General features: G+C 67.9%; 11 protein-coding genes. 9 read left to right on the top strand and 2 right to left on the bottom strand.

Translation table 11 applies throughout. The features are described 5' to 3' along the window. Positions 1-358 precede the first annotated feature (358 nt). Complete coding sequence (locus CPBF1521_RS19880) at positions 359-2,587, top strand: S9 family peptidase (RefSeq protein WP_181901305.1); 2,229 nt, start codon at positions 359-361, stop codon at positions 2,585-2,587. Positions 2,588-2,917: 330 nt separating this feature from the next. Then, positions 2,918-4,708 (top strand): DUF885 domain-containing protein, encoded by a 1,791-nt coding sequence (locus CPBF1521_RS19875; RefSeq protein ID WP_181901304.1) that lies wholly within the window; start codon positions 2,918-2,920, stop codon positions 4,706-4,708. A gap of 112 nt (positions 4,709-4,820) precedes the next feature. Here CPBF1521_RS19875 and CPBF1521_RS19870 read toward each other — a convergent pair whose 3' ends face one another. Beyond that, a complete protein-coding gene (locus CPBF1521_RS19870; RefSeq protein ID WP_115678026.1) occupies positions 4,821-5,276 on the bottom strand; it encodes a hypothetical protein in 456 nt (151 codons plus the stop codon). Between the two features lie 203 nt (positions 5,277-5,479). Here CPBF1521_RS19870 and CPBF1521_RS19865 point away from each other — a divergent pair, with 203 nt between their 5' ends. The 3 genes from CPBF1521_RS19865 (at position 5,480) to CPBF1521_RS19855 (ending at position 9,829) form a co-directional block, all read left to right on the top strand. Beyond that, positions 5,480-5,722, top strand: coding sequence for a hypothetical protein (locus tag CPBF1521_RS19865; RefSeq protein WP_005989387.1), 243 nt, complete (start codon positions 5,480-5,482; stop codon positions 5,720-5,722). Positions 5,723-5,974: 252 nt separating this feature from the next. After that, positions 5,975-6,964: a porphobilinogen synthase gene (gene hemB, locus CPBF1521_RS19860; RefSeq protein WP_104584204.1), complete on the top strand. Its 990-nt coding sequence runs from the start codon at positions 5,975-5,977 to the stop codon at positions 6,962-6,964. A gap of 345 nt (positions 6,965-7,309) precedes the next feature. After that, positions 7,310-9,829 carry a PepSY domain-containing protein gene (locus CPBF1521_RS19855; RefSeq protein WP_115678025.1) on the top strand — a complete coding sequence of 840 codons (2,520 nt, stop codon included), beginning with the start codon at positions 7,310-7,312 and terminating at the stop codon, positions 9,827-9,829. A gap of 712 nt (positions 9,830-10,541) precedes the next feature. Here CPBF1521_RS19855 and CPBF1521_RS19845 read toward each other — a convergent pair. Then, positions 10,542-11,423 (bottom strand): TolB family protein, encoded by an 882-nt coding sequence (locus CPBF1521_RS19845; RefSeq protein WP_115678024.1) that lies wholly within the window; start codon positions 11,421-11,423, stop codon positions 10,542-10,544. Positions 11,424-11,475: 52 nt separating this feature from the next. On the opposite strand from CPBF1521_RS19845, the gene aroE reads away from it, so the two are divergent. The 4 genes from aroE (at position 11,476) to dinG (ending at position 15,307) form a co-directional block, all read left to right on the top strand. After that, positions 11,476-12,327, top strand: a complete 852-nt coding sequence (aroE, locus tag CPBF1521_RS19840) for a shikimate dehydrogenase (RefSeq protein WP_104584212.1) — start codon at positions 11,476-11,478, stop codon at positions 12,325-12,327. Continuing rightward, positions 12,317-12,691: a hypothetical protein gene (locus tag CPBF1521_RS19835; RefSeq protein ID WP_181142066.1), complete on the top strand. Its 375-nt coding sequence runs from the start codon at positions 12,317-12,319 to the stop codon at positions 12,689-12,691. Before aroE ends, CPBF1521_RS19835 begins: the two co-directional genes overlap by 11 nt. Then, entirely contained in the window at positions 12,688-12,924 is a 237-nt protein-coding gene (locus tag CPBF1521_RS19830) for a hypothetical protein (protein ID WP_104584214.1), read from the top strand. Before CPBF1521_RS19835 ends, CPBF1521_RS19830 begins: the two co-directional genes overlap by 4 nt. 250 nt (positions 12,925-13,174) lie before the next feature. Further along, positions 13,175-15,307 carry an ATP-dependent DNA helicase DinG gene (gene dinG, locus CPBF1521_RS19825; RefSeq protein WP_115678023.1) on the top strand — a complete coding sequence of 711 codons (2,133 nt, stop codon included), beginning with the start codon at positions 13,175-13,177 and terminating at the stop codon, positions 15,305-15,307. The last annotated feature ends 50 nt before the right edge of the window (positions 15,308-15,357 follow it).

Below are 15,357 nucleotides of genomic sequence, written 5' to 3'. Positions count from 1 at the left end.
AGGAGTTAGCAGCGGCATGCGCGTGCATCAACTGCGTGCGACACACCCGGTGCCTTGAGCCCCTCTCCCCCCCGGGAGAGGGGTTGGGGGTGAGGGTACGCAAGTGGAGCGAGACCCACCGCCCCCCCGGAACCTGCGCAGCACGAAATACGCATGCACCCTCCGCAGCGCGCCAACTGCGACCATCGGGCCATCGCACCTTTGCCGCGCAAGGCAGGGCGAGGACGACTCCAGAACCACGCTGCCGCACATGCGCGCAACCATGCACAGTCCGTCATCGCGCACACGCGCCATCGCCGCGCTTCTCAAACACCCCACGCGCCCGCATCCTGTGTGCTATCTCAAGACAGGATCTTCGATGCGCGCCCTGTTCGCCGCCCTTGCCCTCATGCTCAGCACGCTCCCCACCGCTCACGCCGAAAAACTCACCCTCGATGCCATCACCGGCCCGTTGCCGTTGTCCGGCCCGACGCTGATGAAACCCAAGGTCGCCCCCGACGGCTCGCGCGTGAGCTTCCTGCGCGGCAAGGACAGCGACCGCAATCAACTGGATCTGTGGGAGTACGACATCGCCAGCGGCCAGACCCGCCTGCTGGTTGACTCCAAGCTCGTGTTGCCTGGCACCGAGACGCTCAGCGATGTGGAAAAGGCCCGCCGTGAGCGCCAACGCATCGCCGCCTTCGCCGGCATCGTCGATTACCAATGGGCGCCGGACGCGCACGCGTTGCTGTTTCCGCTCGGCGGCGAGCTGTATCTGTACGACCTGCGCAAGACCGGCAGCGCCGCAGTGCGCCAGCTCACCCACGGCGAAGGTTTCGCCACCGATGCCAAGCTCTCGCCCAAGGGCGGCTTCGTCAGTTTCGTGCGCGCGCGCAACCTGTGGGTGATCGACCTGGCCAGCGGCAAACAGCTGCAACTGACCCGCGACGGCAGCGAGACCATCGGCAATGGCGTGGCCGAGTTCGTCGCCGACGAGGAAATGGATCGCCACACCGGCTACTGGTGGGCACCGGACGATTCGGCGATCGCCTTCGCGCGCATCGACGAATCGGCTGTGCCGATCCAGAAGCGCCCGGAGGTCTACGCCGACCACACCGAGGTGATCGACCAGCGCTATCCGCAGGCAGGCCAGCCCAATGTGGCCGTGCAGCTCGGCGTGATCGCCCCGCGTGCGGCAGCCAAGCCACAGTGGGTCGACCTGGGCAAGAACCCGGACATCTACCTGGCGCGGGTGGACTGGCGCGATGCGCAGCGGCTGACCTTCCAGCGCCAGTCGCGCGACCAGAAAACCCTTGCGTTGATCGAAACCACGCTGGCCAGCGGCAGGCAGCGCGTGCTGGTCACCGAGACCTCGCCGACCTGGGTGCCGCTCCACAACGATCTGCGCTTTCTCAAGGACGGCCGCTTTGTCTGGAACTCCGAGCGCAGCGGCTACGCGCATCTGTATGTGGCATCGGAAGACGGGCGCACGCTCACCCCGCTGACCTCCGGCGACTGGGTGGTCGATGCGTTGCTCGCCGTCGACGAGCACGCCGGCACGGTGTATTTCTCCGCCAGCAAGGAATCGCCGACCCAGACCCACATCTACGCCGTGCCACTGGCCGGCGGTGCGATCGAAAAACGTTCGATGCCCCGCGGCACGCACGCGGCCAGTTTCGCCGGCAATGCCAGCGTGTATGTCGATACCTGGTCCAACACCACCACGCCGCCGCAGATCGAGCTGTTCCGCGCCAATGGCGAAAAAATCGCCACGCTGCTGAAGAACGACCTGGCCGATCCGCAGCACCCTTACGCCAGATACCGCGACGCGCAGCGCCCGGTGGAATTCGGCACGCTCACCGCTGCCGACGGCACCACGCCGCTGCAGTACCGCCTGATCAAGCCGGACAACTTCGACCCGGCCAGGCGCTATCCGGTGATGGTGTACGTGTATGGCGGCCCTGCCGCGCAGACCGTGCTCGATGCCTGGCCGAGCCGTGGCGATGCGCTGTTCGACCAGTACCTCGCCCAGCGCGGCTATGTGGTGTTCTCGCTGGACAACCGCGGCACGCCGCGGCGTGGCCGCGCCTTCGGCGGTGCGCTGTACGGCAGGCAGGGCGCAGTCGAAGTGGACGATCAGTTGCAGGGTGTGGCCTGGCTCAAGGCGCAGCGCTGGGTCGATCCGGCCCGCATCGGCGTGCAGGGCTGGTCCAACGGCGGCTACATGACGCTGATGCTGCTGGCCAGGCACAGCGAGGCCTACGCCTGCGGCGTGGCCGGCGCACCGGTCACCGATTGGGGGCTGTACGACACCCACTACACCGAGCGTTACATGGACCTGCCGGCCAGCAACGCCGGCGGTTACCGCGACGCGCGCATCGCCACCCATCTGGACGGCCTGCGCGCCAGGCTGCTGCTGATCCACGGCATGGCCGACGACAACGTGCTGTTCACCAACTCCACCGCGCTGATGAGCGCGTTGCAGGCGCGCGGCACCGCCTTCGAATTGATGACCTATCCCGGTGCCAAGCATGGGTTGTCCGGCAGCACCGCCTTGCATCGCTACAAGACCGCGGAGGCCTTCATCCAGCGCTGCCTGATGCCCTGAGCGGCCGGCGGCCGGCTGCAGGGGACGCGGCCACTGCAGTGGTACAGCGGCGGCCGCCGCGGCCCCGCGGCGATGTTGGCCGCGCCGTGGTGTTGCTCACCGCCGAGGTCATCTGCAGTCGTGCCCCAATACTTGGCCTACAAGGACGTTGTCATGTCATCGCTGCCGCCGGCTCCGGCTGCAGCGCCTGGCAAGCTGCAATCGCCAACGTCTGCAGCCTGGTAACGGGTGCGCAAGCGCCGCCGCACTCCTGCGACCATGACCTAAGGCGCATTGCCGCAGCCGCTGCGGATGGGTAGGGTCGCGCTACTCAACTTGCGGATCCACCCCATGAAACCACTTGTTCTCGCCGTTGCGCTGGCGCTCGGTGCTTCGCTGCCATTGCAGGCACAGACCGCTCAGCCCGGGCAGGCCCAGCCTGCCACGCCGGCCTGGGTGCAGACCAGCAACGGCGACGCGCAGATCCTGCTGAACGCGCAGGCGCCGTTCCAGCCCGAATACGCCAGCTTCTTCGGCGTGCCCGGCTACGACGACCAGGTCATCGACCTGGGGCCGAACAACGCCGCGCGCTACCGCGATGCGATGAGCAAGGCGCGCACCGCGTTGCAGGCCAAGCTGGCGACCGAGCGCGACGTCAACGTGCGCCAGGACCTGCAGATCATGATTGCGGCGGCCGAACAGAACATCGAAGGCAGCCAGCTCAACGAGCGCTACCTGCTGCCGTGGAGCGACGCGCCGCAGCTGGTCTTCAGCGGCCTCAATGGATTGCTGTCCGACCAGACCGTGCCCGAGCGCCGCGCCAAGGCGCTGGATCGCCTCAAGCGTTACGTGGGCCTGGTGCCGGGCACGACGCCGACCACCACGCTGGCCCGCCAGCGCTACGAGGAACAGCTTGGCAACAAGGCCCTGCTGCAGCCGACCGAGCGCGAAGTGGAGCAGGCGCTGGCCAACGTGGACACCTACGTCGCCGGCATCGGCGAGTTGTTCGCCAAGTACAAGATCGCCGGCGCCGACGAAGCGCTCAAGGCGATGTCCACCCAGTTGAAGGATTACGCCACCTGGACCCGCACCACGGTGCTGCCGAAGGCACGCAAGGACACCCGCCTGCCCGAACCGCTGTATGCCTTCCAGCTCAAGCAGGTCGGCATCGACATCGCCCCGCAGCAGCTGATCCAGCGCGCGCAGCTGGAATTCATGGAAACCCGCTCGGCGATGCGTCAGCTGGCGCCGCTGGTGGCCAAGGCCAAGGGCGTGCAGGGCAGTGATTATGTGCAGGTGATCCGCGCGCTCAAGGGCAACAAGATTGCCGACGACCAGCTGGAAACCCACTACCGCGGCGTGATCGACCAGATCGACCCGATCATCCGCCAGCAGCGCATCGTCGATGTGCCCAACCGCCCGATGCAGATGCGCCTGGGCAGCGCGGCCGAAAGCGCTGCGCAACCGGCACCGCACTTCCTGCCGGCCCCGCTGATCGGCAATACCGGCCAGCAGGGCCAGTTCGTGCTGCCGCTGGGCAACCCGACCGCCGATGGTGCCAAGAAGGAGCAGTACGACGACTTCAACTTCGGCTCGGCCGCCTGGACGCTCAGCGCACACGAAGGCCGCCCCGGCCATGAGCTGCAGTTCACCGCCATGGTCGAACGTGGCGTGTCGCTGGCGCGCAGCCTGTTCGCGTTCAACTCGGTCAACGTCGAAGGCTGGGCGCTGTATGCCGAAGCCGAAATGGTCCCGTACGAGCCACTCGACGGTCAGCTGATCGCGCTGCAGTTTCGCCTGCTGCGCGCCGCCCGCGCCATGCTCGACCCGATGCTCAACCTCGGCCTGATCGACCGCGAACGCGCACGCCAGGTGCTCGAAGACGATGTCGGCCTCTCGCCGGCGATGACCCGCCAGGAACTGGACCGCTACACCGTCCGCGCGCCCGGCCAGGCCGGCAGCTATTTCTATGGCTACACCCGCATCCTGGAACTGCGCATGCGCACCGAACTGGTCCTGGGCAAGAAGTTCGACCGCCTGGCCTTCAACAACTTCCTGCTCGACCAGGGCCTGCTGCCGCCGGACCAGCTGGCCAAGGCGGTGGAGACGCAGTTCATCCCTGCGCAGCAGGGCAAGCGCTAAGCAATTCGAGACGGCGTAACGCAGCAGGGCACGATGGAGCTTGAATCGGCCAACTATCGCGCCCTGTTGCAGCACTGCCTTCGCAAATGCTTTCGAATTGTTGAGGCTCGCCTCAGCGCATTGGAGGCGACACCTCTGGCGCCGCGCGCTGCTGCGCCCCGGCCGGCACCCAGATCGCCATGCCGGCCGCGCGCTTCTGGGTGGTCGGGATGCCGATGCCCAGGCCGCCGCCGACGCGGCCGCCGTAGCTGCCGCCGCCCACCGACAGGCCGCCGCCGGAGCGTTCCGAGCCCACGCCGACGATGACCACGCCATTGGCGCCGAGCTTGGCCGCCTCACGCTTGAGGCGCTGCACGGCCGCATCGGTCTGGCCCTGGGTGCCGAAGCCGGCGGCGCTGGTGGATTCGAGCTGGGCGATCTCCACCGAGCCGACCGGTGCATTGGAGTACACCTGCACCTGCGCCGGGTCGATCGGGGCACGCGCCTGGCCCAGCATCACCCTGGAACTGCTGGCACAACCGGCCAGGAGCATGGCGAGCGCAGCGGCGATGACGACATGCTTATTCATGATGCGGCCCCTGTTGACGACAGTGATGACGATGATCCGGCGCCCGGACTGAATCGCGCCGGACTTCGCCGCACCCTAGCCGTGCCCACGTGAGGCTGCCGCCAAGCCGCCATTGGTCAGGGTGACCACCTGCCCACGGCGTCTTGGCGGCCACAGGGCTAAGCTCAGGCCATTCTTCTAAGACGTCGAGGTGATACGTGGGATTGATCAGCCTGCTGTGGGGCATCGTGGCGCTGCTGTGGATGGTGCTGGCCTTCATCCCGTTGCTGGGCTGGGGCAACTGGTTCCTGATCCCGTTTGCGGCGGTGGGCGCGCTGATTGCCGCGATCGCGCTGCTGTTCACCTCGGCCGGCAATCGCGGGCGTGCCAAGACCGGTCTGCTGCTCAACGGCCTGGTGATCGTGGTCGGGGTGATCCGCCTGAGCCTGGGCGGCGGCGTGATCTAGCGCGCGGCGGCGCCCAAGCAGGTCGCGCAAGCCGGAAGGGCCTTGCCCCGGCTGGCGATGAAGAAGGTCGCCGCGTGGCACCTCCGCCATCCGAACGCGTTCCCTATGGGGTGAGCCGACCGTGAACCGGCGAATCACGCTGGCATGAATCGCGGCGCGCTCCTACCCGTTGCAGCGCTGCGACACTGCGTCGCAGCGCGTCCGGCGGCGGATGGCGGGCGTAAACTTGCCGGCTGCTGACAGGAGCCCACGATGGCCCATCCCCACTACCGTCCCCGCCGCATGCGCCACGATGCGTTTTCGCGGCGCCTGATGCGCGAAAACACGCTGACCACCGACGACCTGATCTGGCCGGTGTTCGTGCATGAATTGTCCGGCCGCGCGCCGATCGCCTCGATGCCGGGCGTGGAGCGTCTGTCGCTGGACGACTTGCTGCGCGAAGCCGAAGCGGCCCTGGAACTGGGCATTCCGGTGATCGACCTGTTCCCGGTGATCGACCCGGCCGGCAAGAGCCTGGACGCGGCCGAAGCCTGGAATCCGGACGGCCTGGCGCAGCGTGCGGTACGTGCGCTCAAGGCGCGCTTTCCCGAGCTCGGCATCATGACCGACGTGGCGCTGGACCCGTACACCACGCACGGCCAGGACGGCCTCATCGACGCCAAGGGCTATGTGCTCAACGAGATCACCGTCGAGGCGCTGGTCAGGCAATCGCTGTCGCACGCCGAAGCCGGTGTGGACATCATCTCGCCCTCGGACATGATGGATGGCCGCATCGGTGCGATCCGCCGCGCGCTGGATGCGCAGGACCATCTCAACGTGCGCATCATGGCCTACTCTGCCAAGTACGCCTCGGCGTTCTACGGTCCGTTCCGCGATGCGGTCGGCAGCGCCGGCAATCTCGGCAAGGCCGACAAGACCACCTATCAGATGGATCCGGCCAACAGCGACGAGGCGATGCGCGAGATCGCGCTGGACCTGGAAGAGGGCGCCGACATGGTGATGGTCAAGCCGGGCATGCCGTATCTGGATGTGGTGCGGCGGGTGAAGCAGGAATTCCGCGTGCCCACCTTCGCCTATCAGGTCAGCGGCGAGTACGCGATGCTCAAGGCGGCGGCCGCCAATGGCTGGCTGGACGAACGTCGTTGCGTGCTGGAAGCGCTGATGGCATTCAAGCGCGCCGGCGCCGATGGCGTGCTGACCTACTTCGCCCCCCAGGTGGCACGTTGGTTGCGGGAAGGCTGAGTGCGGTGATGCGGTGGCGTGACGGCGTGCAGGCAAGGAATCGCTGCTTGCAGGTCTGGCTTGATGCGATGAAGACGCACTGACTCCGCAGGCCGCGTTCTTCCGCGGCCTGGGCTTCGTGCAGAGCGCAGCAGGCGCCTGGATGAGTGAGGGTCGTGCTGTGCAGCCAGCCTTGGCCACGGTGATTGCAGAGGACCAGCAGATACCGGCAATGCGGCAATGATCGGGTGATCCCCATGCCGCATCGCATTGCGTCAGTGGCGTGAATCCCGAAAATCCGCAGCCAAACTGCGATAACGATTCTCATCTACAATAGCGGACCCCACTGTTTCAGGCTGTTCGCGCGTGCTCAAGACCGTCCTGTTCCAACTGCACTGGCTGCTCGGCATCACGGCCGGGCTGGTGCTGTCGGTAATGGGGCTGACCGGCGCGTTGATGTCCTTCGAGAACGAGATCGTGCGGTTAGCCAACCCGGCGATCGCACAGCTGGCGCAGCGGCATGCGGCAGGCGAGCGGCCATTGCCGGTGGATGCGCTGCTGCGTCGGCTCGACCTGGATCAACGGCAGGCAGTCACGCGCATGCTGATCGATCCGACCGGCAAACGTCCGTCCACCGCACGCCTGGCCGGCAAGGGGGGCGGCCGGGTGTATTTCGACCCATATACCGGCGACAAGGTCGCCGCTCCGCGGTTGAGCGGCGCGTTTGCCTTCATCGAGGATCTGCATCGCCACCTGGCCGCCGGCAAGCGCGGCCAGGCAGTGACCGGTGCAAGTACCCTGATCCTGTTGTTCTTCTGCGCTTCCGGCCTGTATCTGCGTTGGCCGCGACGCTGGTGGAGCCTGCGCACCTGGTGGGCGGTGGAATGGCGACGACAGGGGCGCAGTTTTCTGTGGAGCCTGCACGCGGTGTTCGGCACCTGGTGCCTGCTGGTGTATCTGCTGGTGGCGCTGACCGGGCTGACCTGGTCCTACCCGTGGTACCGCGACGGCATGGTGGCCTTGCTCGGCACCGAGCCGGCGATACGCGGCGACGGGCGCGATCATCGCCCGGCCACGGTGAATTTCGCGGCCGTGCAGCGCACCCTGGATGCCATCCCGGCCACGCACAGCACGGCATTGGACCTGCGCATCCCGCCGCGTGCGGGTCAACCGCTGAGCGTGCGCTTCCTGCCCGACCATCCCGACCACGACCGCGCCTACGACAATCTGGAAATCGAGCCGGGCAGCGGTGCGTTGCTGCGTCGCCAGGACTATGCGCTGCTGCCGCGTGGCCAGCAGCTGCTGGTCAGCATGTTCCCGCTGCATTCGGGCAGTTTCTTCGGGCTGCCGGGCCGCATCGTGGTGATGCTGGCCAGTGTCGGCATGTCGGTGTTCTTCGTGACCGGCTGGATGCTGTATCTGGATCGCCGCCGCAAGAAGCGCGCGCTGCGTGCCGCCCGCGAGGTCCTGCACGGTGCGCCGGCGGCCTCGCAAGCCGAGCCCTGGCTGATCGGGTTCGCCAGCCAGAGCGGGTTTGCCGAACGGCTGGCCTGGCAGGCGGCCGGGCATCTGCAGGCCGCCGGTCTGCCGGTGCAGGTGCGCTCGCTGGCGCAGCTCGGCGCGCAGCATCTGCAGGGCACCCGGCATGCCTTGTTCGTGGTCAGCACCTTTGGCGATGGCGAGCCGCCCGATACCGCGCGCAGCTTCGAGCGCGAGCTGTTGCGCCAGCGCATGACGCTGTCGCAGCTGACCTATGCCGTGCTGGCCCTGGGCGACCGCCAGTACGCGCAGTTCTGCGGGTTTTCGCGGCGCATCGAGCAGTGGCTGCAGGCGCAGGGCGCGCAGCCGCTGTTTCCGGCGGTGGAGATGGACAACACCGATCCGCAGGCCCTGGCGCAATGGCATGCGCAATTGGCGCAGATTGCCGGCGCGCCGGTGGCGGCCGTGCCGCTGGCGCGCCCGACCCTGCTGCACTGGACGTTGTCGACGCGCACGCATCTGAACCCGGGCAGCGAGGGCGCCCCGATCTGGCAGATCGATCTGCTGCCACCATCCGGCACGCAATGGCAGGCCGGCGACATTCTCGAAGTGCAGCCGGCGCATGCCTACACCCACGTCCGCGCGTGCCTGGCCGCCTGGGGGCTGCCGCCCGACGCGCTGGTGCATGTGGATGCGCAGCTGCTGCCGCTGCAGCAGGCCGTCGCCGAGCGCGTGCTGCCGGAGCCGCCCACGCGCCCGCCAACGCCGCATCCGGATCCACAGACCTGGCTGGATGCCTGCGCCTGGCTGCCGACCCGCGACTATTCGCTGGCCAGCGTGCCGGCCGACGGCGTGGCGAGCGCGGTGGTGCGCCTGACCACAGCCGCCGACGGCAGCCCCGGCCTGGGCTCGGGCTGGCTGATCTGCCACGCACCCATCGGGATGCAGATACGCGCGCGGCTGCGCACCAATCCCGGTTTCCATCGCGTCGAACAGGCGCCGATGGTGTTGATCGGCAACGGCACCGGTATCGCCGGCTTGCGCGCCCTGCTGCGCGAGGCCGAGCTGGCCGGTGTGCACGGGCACTGGCTGCTGTTCGGCGAACGGCAGGCCGCGCACGATGCTCTGTTCGCCGACGAACTGCAGGCCTGGCAGGCGCGTGGTCACCTGCAGCAACTCGATCAGGTGTTCTCGCGCGACCAGGCGCACAAGCGCTACGTGCAGCATCACTTGCGCGAAGCCGGCGACACCTTGCGCCACTGGATCGACCGCGGTGCGGTGATCCATGTCTGCGGCAGCCTGGACAGCATGGCGCGTGAGGTCGATGCCGCGCTGCGCGAACTGCTGGGCGAGACGCGGCTGGAGTCGCTGACCGCGGCGGGGCGTTACCGGCGCGATGTCTATTGAGCGAGGTCATGACCGCTGCATTGCGGCGTTGGAGTGCCGACAAACCATAGCGAGCGCGCGTCAATCAGGTGCGAACGGCGTGGAGGAATCGCAGTGCAGCCGGAGAGTTAATCGGCCGCTTCTGTTGGATGCAGTCAAAAGCCTGGCTAATCGAGTGCGCGGTGCCCTCACCCCTTGCGGGACACGCCGTAAACCCGTCCCTCGGGTCTCGGTGGCGGCATCCACGCCGCCACACGGTCCGGAACCGGCGAGGACACCGCACCAGCGAGTTGGTCGGCGCTCATCTCAAAGGTTGTCTGTCGTGCGGCGTGCATAGACATGGAGCCGATGCTTCATGACCGAACGAGGCGCACCCAGCACCGCTCTTACCATGCACACCAGCCATCTCGACTGGTCCTTGCCCGCCCACCGTCGCGGGACCTTACGCGGCATGGATGCCGCGTAAGAGCCTACAGGGATGTACTCGCGGCGTGTCCCGCGATGGTGGGCGGGCAAGGGCCCCTCGGCAAAGCCGCAGCTCAGCAGCCGAGCAGCTCAGCTGCCCTGCAGCCAGGTCTCAGATCAACAGGCGGGCAGTGAAAACGCACCGGGCGAGACGTTCTATCGCTGATCAGCCGCCCTGCACCAAGGGCCCGGATCAGCACTTCGCCATAGACCGACGCGACATAGTCTGGCTGGCCGCTCCTTGCCTGAATCTGCACATCCAGCCACCTCAACGGCAGCTCGTATCTCCCTCCGCCGCCGGTGCCTTCATCCGGTAGATGTCCAGCTGCCCCGCACGCGGTGCGCGCGCGCTGCCGGTCACCAGCAACTCGCCCGGCTTGGCCGTGTCCACCACCGCACCGAAGGTGCGTTCCTGCGGCCCGTTGAACGACAGCGGCAGCGCATGGCCCACGGTGTAATGGCCGTTGTTGCAGGTCGCCAGCACCAACTGGCTGGGACCATCCTGCTGGCCGCGTGCCCATACCAGCCCCCGTCCATCGCCGAGCCAGGCCGCATCCAGCTCGTCGGCAGCGCTGTTGATGTCGCTCAACGGCACCGGCGCCGCAAAGGCCTGCCCGTCCCAGCGCGCCACGAACAGGTCCATGCCGCCGGCGCCGCCGTGGCCGTCGCTGGCGAACACCAGACGCGTGGCGTCCAGCGACAGCGTCGGGGAACGCTCGTTGCCGCGGCTGTTGATCGGCGCGCCCAGCGATTGCACCGCGCCGATCCTTCCCTGCGCATCCACCGGCGCGCGATACAGGTCCGCGCCGCCGGTACCGCCGGGCCGGGTGGAGGCAAACAGCAGCCAGCGGCCATCGGCACTGAACAGCGGGGAGGTCTCGTCCTGCGCGGTGTTGATCGGCAGCACTTCGGCGTTCTGCCAACGCCCGCCGCTCAACCGGGCCTGCCACAGATCCCAGCCGCCGGTACCGCCGGCGCGGTCGCTGGCCCAGACGATGCGTTGCCCGTCCGGACTCAGCGTGGCGCGCGCCTCGTTGGCCGGCGTGGAGACCACACCCATGCCTTCGATGCCGAATTCGGCAAGCCCCGAAGCGGCCGGGACGCAGAGTAAACTTGCCGCCAGCGCGAGCAGCGTCCATCGAAGTTGCATGCGGTGTTCCTGTCTCAAGTCGCGCACAGTCTAGTCAACCAGAGAGCGTTTCATGCCCGTATCCCGTTATGCCGTGTTCGGTCACCCCGTCGCCCATTCGCTGTCGCCGGCCATCCACGCCGACTTCGGGAAGCAGACCGGCATCGCGCTGGACTACACCGCCATCGACGCAGCGCCGGAAGCATTCGCTGCCGCGCTGGAGCGCTTCGCCGACGAAGGCGGGAAGGGTGCAAACGTGACCCTGCCGCTGAAGGAGGCCGCCTGTGCGTTATCGGCCAGCCTGAGCGAGCGTGCGCGTCTGGCCGGTGCGGTCAATACGCTGGTGCGCAACGACGGCCGCTGGGAGGGCGACAACACCGATGGCGCCGGCTTGGTGCGCGATCTCACCGACCGCCACGGGCTGGATCTGCGCGGTCGCCGTGTGCTGCTGCTGGGCGCCGGCGGTGCCGCGCGCGGCGTGGCGCCGGCGCTGCTGGAAGCGGGCATCACCGAAATGGTGGTGGTGAACCGCTCGCCCGAGCGCGCCGATGCCTTGTGCGATGCGCTTGGCGAACCGGGGCGGGTGGTCTCGCGCTATATCGAAGACCTGCGCGACCTGGGCGACTTCGAACTGATCGTCAATGCCACCGCAGCCGGGCGTGATCGCGACGCCGGTGCGTTCGCCATGCCGCTGGGTCTGGTCAACAGCCTCACCGCAGCGGTCGATCTCAACTACGGCGCCACCGCCATCGCCTTCCTGGCCTGGGCACGTGCAGCGCAATGCCGCTACGCCGTCGATGGCCTGGGCATGCTGGTGGAGCAGGCCGCCGAGAGTTTCGCGCTGTGGCATGGCGTGCGCCCGGACACCGACCCGGTGTACGCCGCGCTGCGCGCGCGCGAGGCCCTCCTGGTCAGTGCCGACTGAGGTGGGCAGCGTCACCGCCACCGATATCCTGCTGACCCTGGTCACCAGCCTGCTGTCGCGCGTGCCGATGCTGATCGCGCTGCTGCTCGGGCTGGTTCTGCTGTGGCGTGCCTCGCAAAGCCCGTTGCGGCGTGCCGGGCTGGGCGCGCTCTGGCTACTGCTGGGCTGCCTGTTTGCCGAGGTTGCCTTCCAGGCGATTCCGATGCTGCTGCTGCAGCAAGGCAATGTGCGTCAGATCAGCACGGTGGTCAGCATCGCCCACTTCGTGCTGATGGCGGTGCAAGGCGTGGGCATCGGCGTGCTGGTGTGGACGCTGGCAGGCAGCCTGCAACGGATGCCGCCCGCCACCGGCCCGCGCCCATGATTCCGCTCAAAGCCATCGCGCTGGTGGTGGTCGGGCTGGTCAGCGCCGGGCAGGGCGGGTGGACGCTGCTGCATCCGCAGGCGCTGGCCGCGGTCAATCGCGGCGGTCTGCTGTACGAACGCTTCGGGCCCACTGGCGTGGGCGCCGGCATGTTGCTGATGGGCATCGCAATGGTGGTCATCGGACTGGTCTGGGCGCGCCATGCATGGCCGCGGCGGCCGCAAGGCCACTGACAACCTGAAGCGACGCTGCCTGCTCGTTGCAGGTGGCGCAGGGTGGTTCGGTCGGCATCCATTGCGCGACCCTTCGGGTCAGGACTTGTGGCCAGTGCCTGCCGGCGCTGATCGGATCCGAGGCATGCGGTGGCCGTGCAGCGTGCGCACCCGGGAACAGGGTGGCGGCGGCGCCCTGCGCCAGCAAACACGTTCAGCCGAGCGCCGTGCCGGTCGCAGGCGCTGCGCCGGTCCGTGCGAAAATAGCCCGATGAATGAAGTTGCCCCACCGGCCGCGCCGTCGGCGCCCGTTCCCACCCAGCGTGTTCTGACCGACCCGATCAAGGCCGGCATCCGCGAGGCTTACGCCAAGCTGCAGGCCAACACGCCCGGCTTCGCCACCCGGCGGGCGCAGAGCCAGATGATCGGCTTGGTCTCGCGCGCGCTGGCCACCTCCGGTGGCATCGGCATTGCCGAGGCGCCTACCGGCGTCGGCAAGAGCCTGGGCTATCTCACCGCCGGCGTGCCGATCGCGCTGGCCACCAAGAAAAAGCTGGTCATCAGCACCGGCACCGTGGCGCTGCAATCGCAGCTGGTGGAGCGCGACATCCCGGCCTTCCTCAAGGCCACCGGCCTGGAAGCCACGGTTGCGCTGGCCAAGGGCCGCACCCGCTACCTGTGCACGCGCAACGCCGCCGAGCTGCAGGGCGAAACCAGCCAGGAAGGCATGTTCGACGACGAGCAGGTGCTCTACGACCGCCCGCTCAGCCCGGCCGACGCGGATCTGGCCAAGCGCCTGGCCAAGGCCTACGCCGAGCGCAGCTGGAACGGCGATCTGGACGATGCGCCCGAACAGGTCTCGGTGCCGCTGCGGCTGCGCATCACCACGCCGGCCTCCGGCTGTGCCGGCCGCCGCTGCAGCTACGCCGCGCAATGCCCGGTGCTGAAGGCGCGCACCGACGTGCGCGAAGCGCAGATCGTGGTCACAAACCATGCACTGCTGCTGTCGTCGCTGTCGCTGGGCGATGCCGAGAATGGCCAGCCATTGATCGCCCCGCCCGCCGACATGCTGCTGGTGCTCGACGAAGGCCACCATATCGCTGGCGTGGCGATCGACCAGGGCGCGGCCAACCTGCCATTGGACGAGATGGCCAAGCGCACCGGCCGGTTGCAGATCCTCATCGCCGCCGCCTACCGCGCCGTGGACAAGGACAAGCTCGGCAACCTGCTGCCCAACGAGGCGATCGAGGTGGCCGCGCGCGTGTCCAAGCTGCTCAAGGCCTTCCATGCCGAGGTCGAACGCGTGTGGAAGCCCGAGCCCGGCGAGCGCGATCCCCTGTGGCGTGCGGCCAATGGCAAGCTGCCGCCGCAGTGGGGCCCGGCCATCGAAGAACTCGGCGAAGAAACCCGCGCGCTGTTCAACTGGGTGCATGCCGCACACAGTGCGATCGCCAAGGGCAAGCAGGACGATGCGGCGCGCGAACGCCTGCAGCGCAGCCTCGGCCTGGCCCTGGAGATGGCCGAGCAGCAACACAATCTGTGGAGCGGCTGGCGGCGCGAGGACAAGGAAGGCCAGCCGCCGATGGCCCGCTGGATCACCCTGTCGCGCGATGGCGATCTGATCTGCCATTGCTCGCCGGTGTCGGCCGCGCAGGTGCTGCGCACGATGATCTGGAACGAAGTGGATTCGGTGGTGATGACCTCGGCCACCTTGACCGGTGGCGGCGATTTCCAATCGTTTGCCATCGACAACGGCCTGCCCGATCACGCCGAGATGGCCTCGTTGGCCTCACCGTTCGACCTGCCCAACCAGGCCGAGTTGATCGTGCCCAATTTCCCGGTCACCCCCGACGACCGCGAAGGCCACCCGAAGGAAGTCGCACGTTACCTGGTGCGCGAACTCGACTGGACGTCCAAGGGCAGCATCGTGCTGTTCACCTCGCGCTGGAAGATGGAAAAGGTCGCCGACCTGATGCCGCTGGCGCAGCGCAACCGCGTACTGGTGCAGGGCGAGGGCAACAAGTCGCAACTGATCACCGAACACCTGCGCCGCATCGCCGCCGGCGAGGGCTCGGTGCTGTTTGGCCTGAACTCCTTCGGCGAAGGCCTGGACCTGCCCGGCGATGCCTGCACCACCGTGGTCATCACCCAGGTACCGTTCGCAGTGCCGACCGACCCGCAGACCTCGACCTTGAGCGAATGGCTGGAAAGCCGCGGCCACAATGCCTTCAACCTGATCGCCATCCCGCACGCGCTGCGCACGCTCACGCAGTTCGCGGGCCGCTTGATCCGCAGCTCCAGCGACCACGGCCGCGTGATCATCCTCGACTCGCGCCTGCTGACGCGCCGCTACGGCAAACGCATCATCGACGCGCTGCCGCCGTTCAAGCGGGTGATCGGCTAGCGGCGCCAAGCCTGCGCCAGTCCTGCACGGAGGATGAACCGTCCGTCTCG

This window comes from Xanthomonas euroxanthea, from assembly GCF_900476395.1.
Taxonomy (GTDB): Bacteria; Pseudomonadota; Gammaproteobacteria; order Xanthomonadales; family Xanthomonadaceae; genus Xanthomonas; species Xanthomonas euroxanthea.
This window is presented reverse-complemented; position numbering and strand designations above follow the sequence as displayed.

Excerpts from the sequence above, each read along its gene's own strand:
- CPBF1521_RS19880 (WP_181901305.1), top strand. The coding sequence starts at position 359 with ATGCGCGCCCTGTTCGCCGCCCTTGCCCTCATGCTCAGCACGCTCCCC.
- CPBF1521_RS19875 (WP_181901304.1), top strand. The coding sequence starts at position 2,918 with ATGAAACCACTTGTTCTCGCCGTTGCGCTGGCGCTCGGTGCTTCGCTG.
- CPBF1521_RS19870 (WP_115678026.1), bottom strand. The coding sequence starts at position 5,276 with ATGAATAAGCATGTCGTCATCGCCGCTGCGCTCGCCATGCTCCTGGCC.
- hemB (WP_104584204.1), top strand. The coding sequence starts at position 5,975 with ATGGCCCATCCCCACTACCGTCCCCGCCGCATGCGCCACGATGCGTTT.
- CPBF1521_RS19845 (WP_115678024.1), bottom strand. The coding sequence starts at position 11,423 with ATGCAACTTCGATGGACGCTGCTCGCGCTGGCGGCAAGTTTACTCTGC.
- aroE (WP_104584212.1), top strand. The coding sequence starts at position 11,476 with ATGCCCGTATCCCGTTATGCCGTGTTCGGTCACCCCGTCGCCCATTCG.
- CPBF1521_RS19830 (WP_104584214.1), top strand. The coding sequence starts at position 12,688 with ATGATTCCGCTCAAAGCCATCGCGCTGGTGGTGGTCGGGCTGGTCAGC.
- dinG (WP_115678023.1), top strand. The coding sequence starts at position 13,175 with ATGAATGAAGTTGCCCCACCGGCCGCGCCGTCGGCGCCCGTTCCCACC.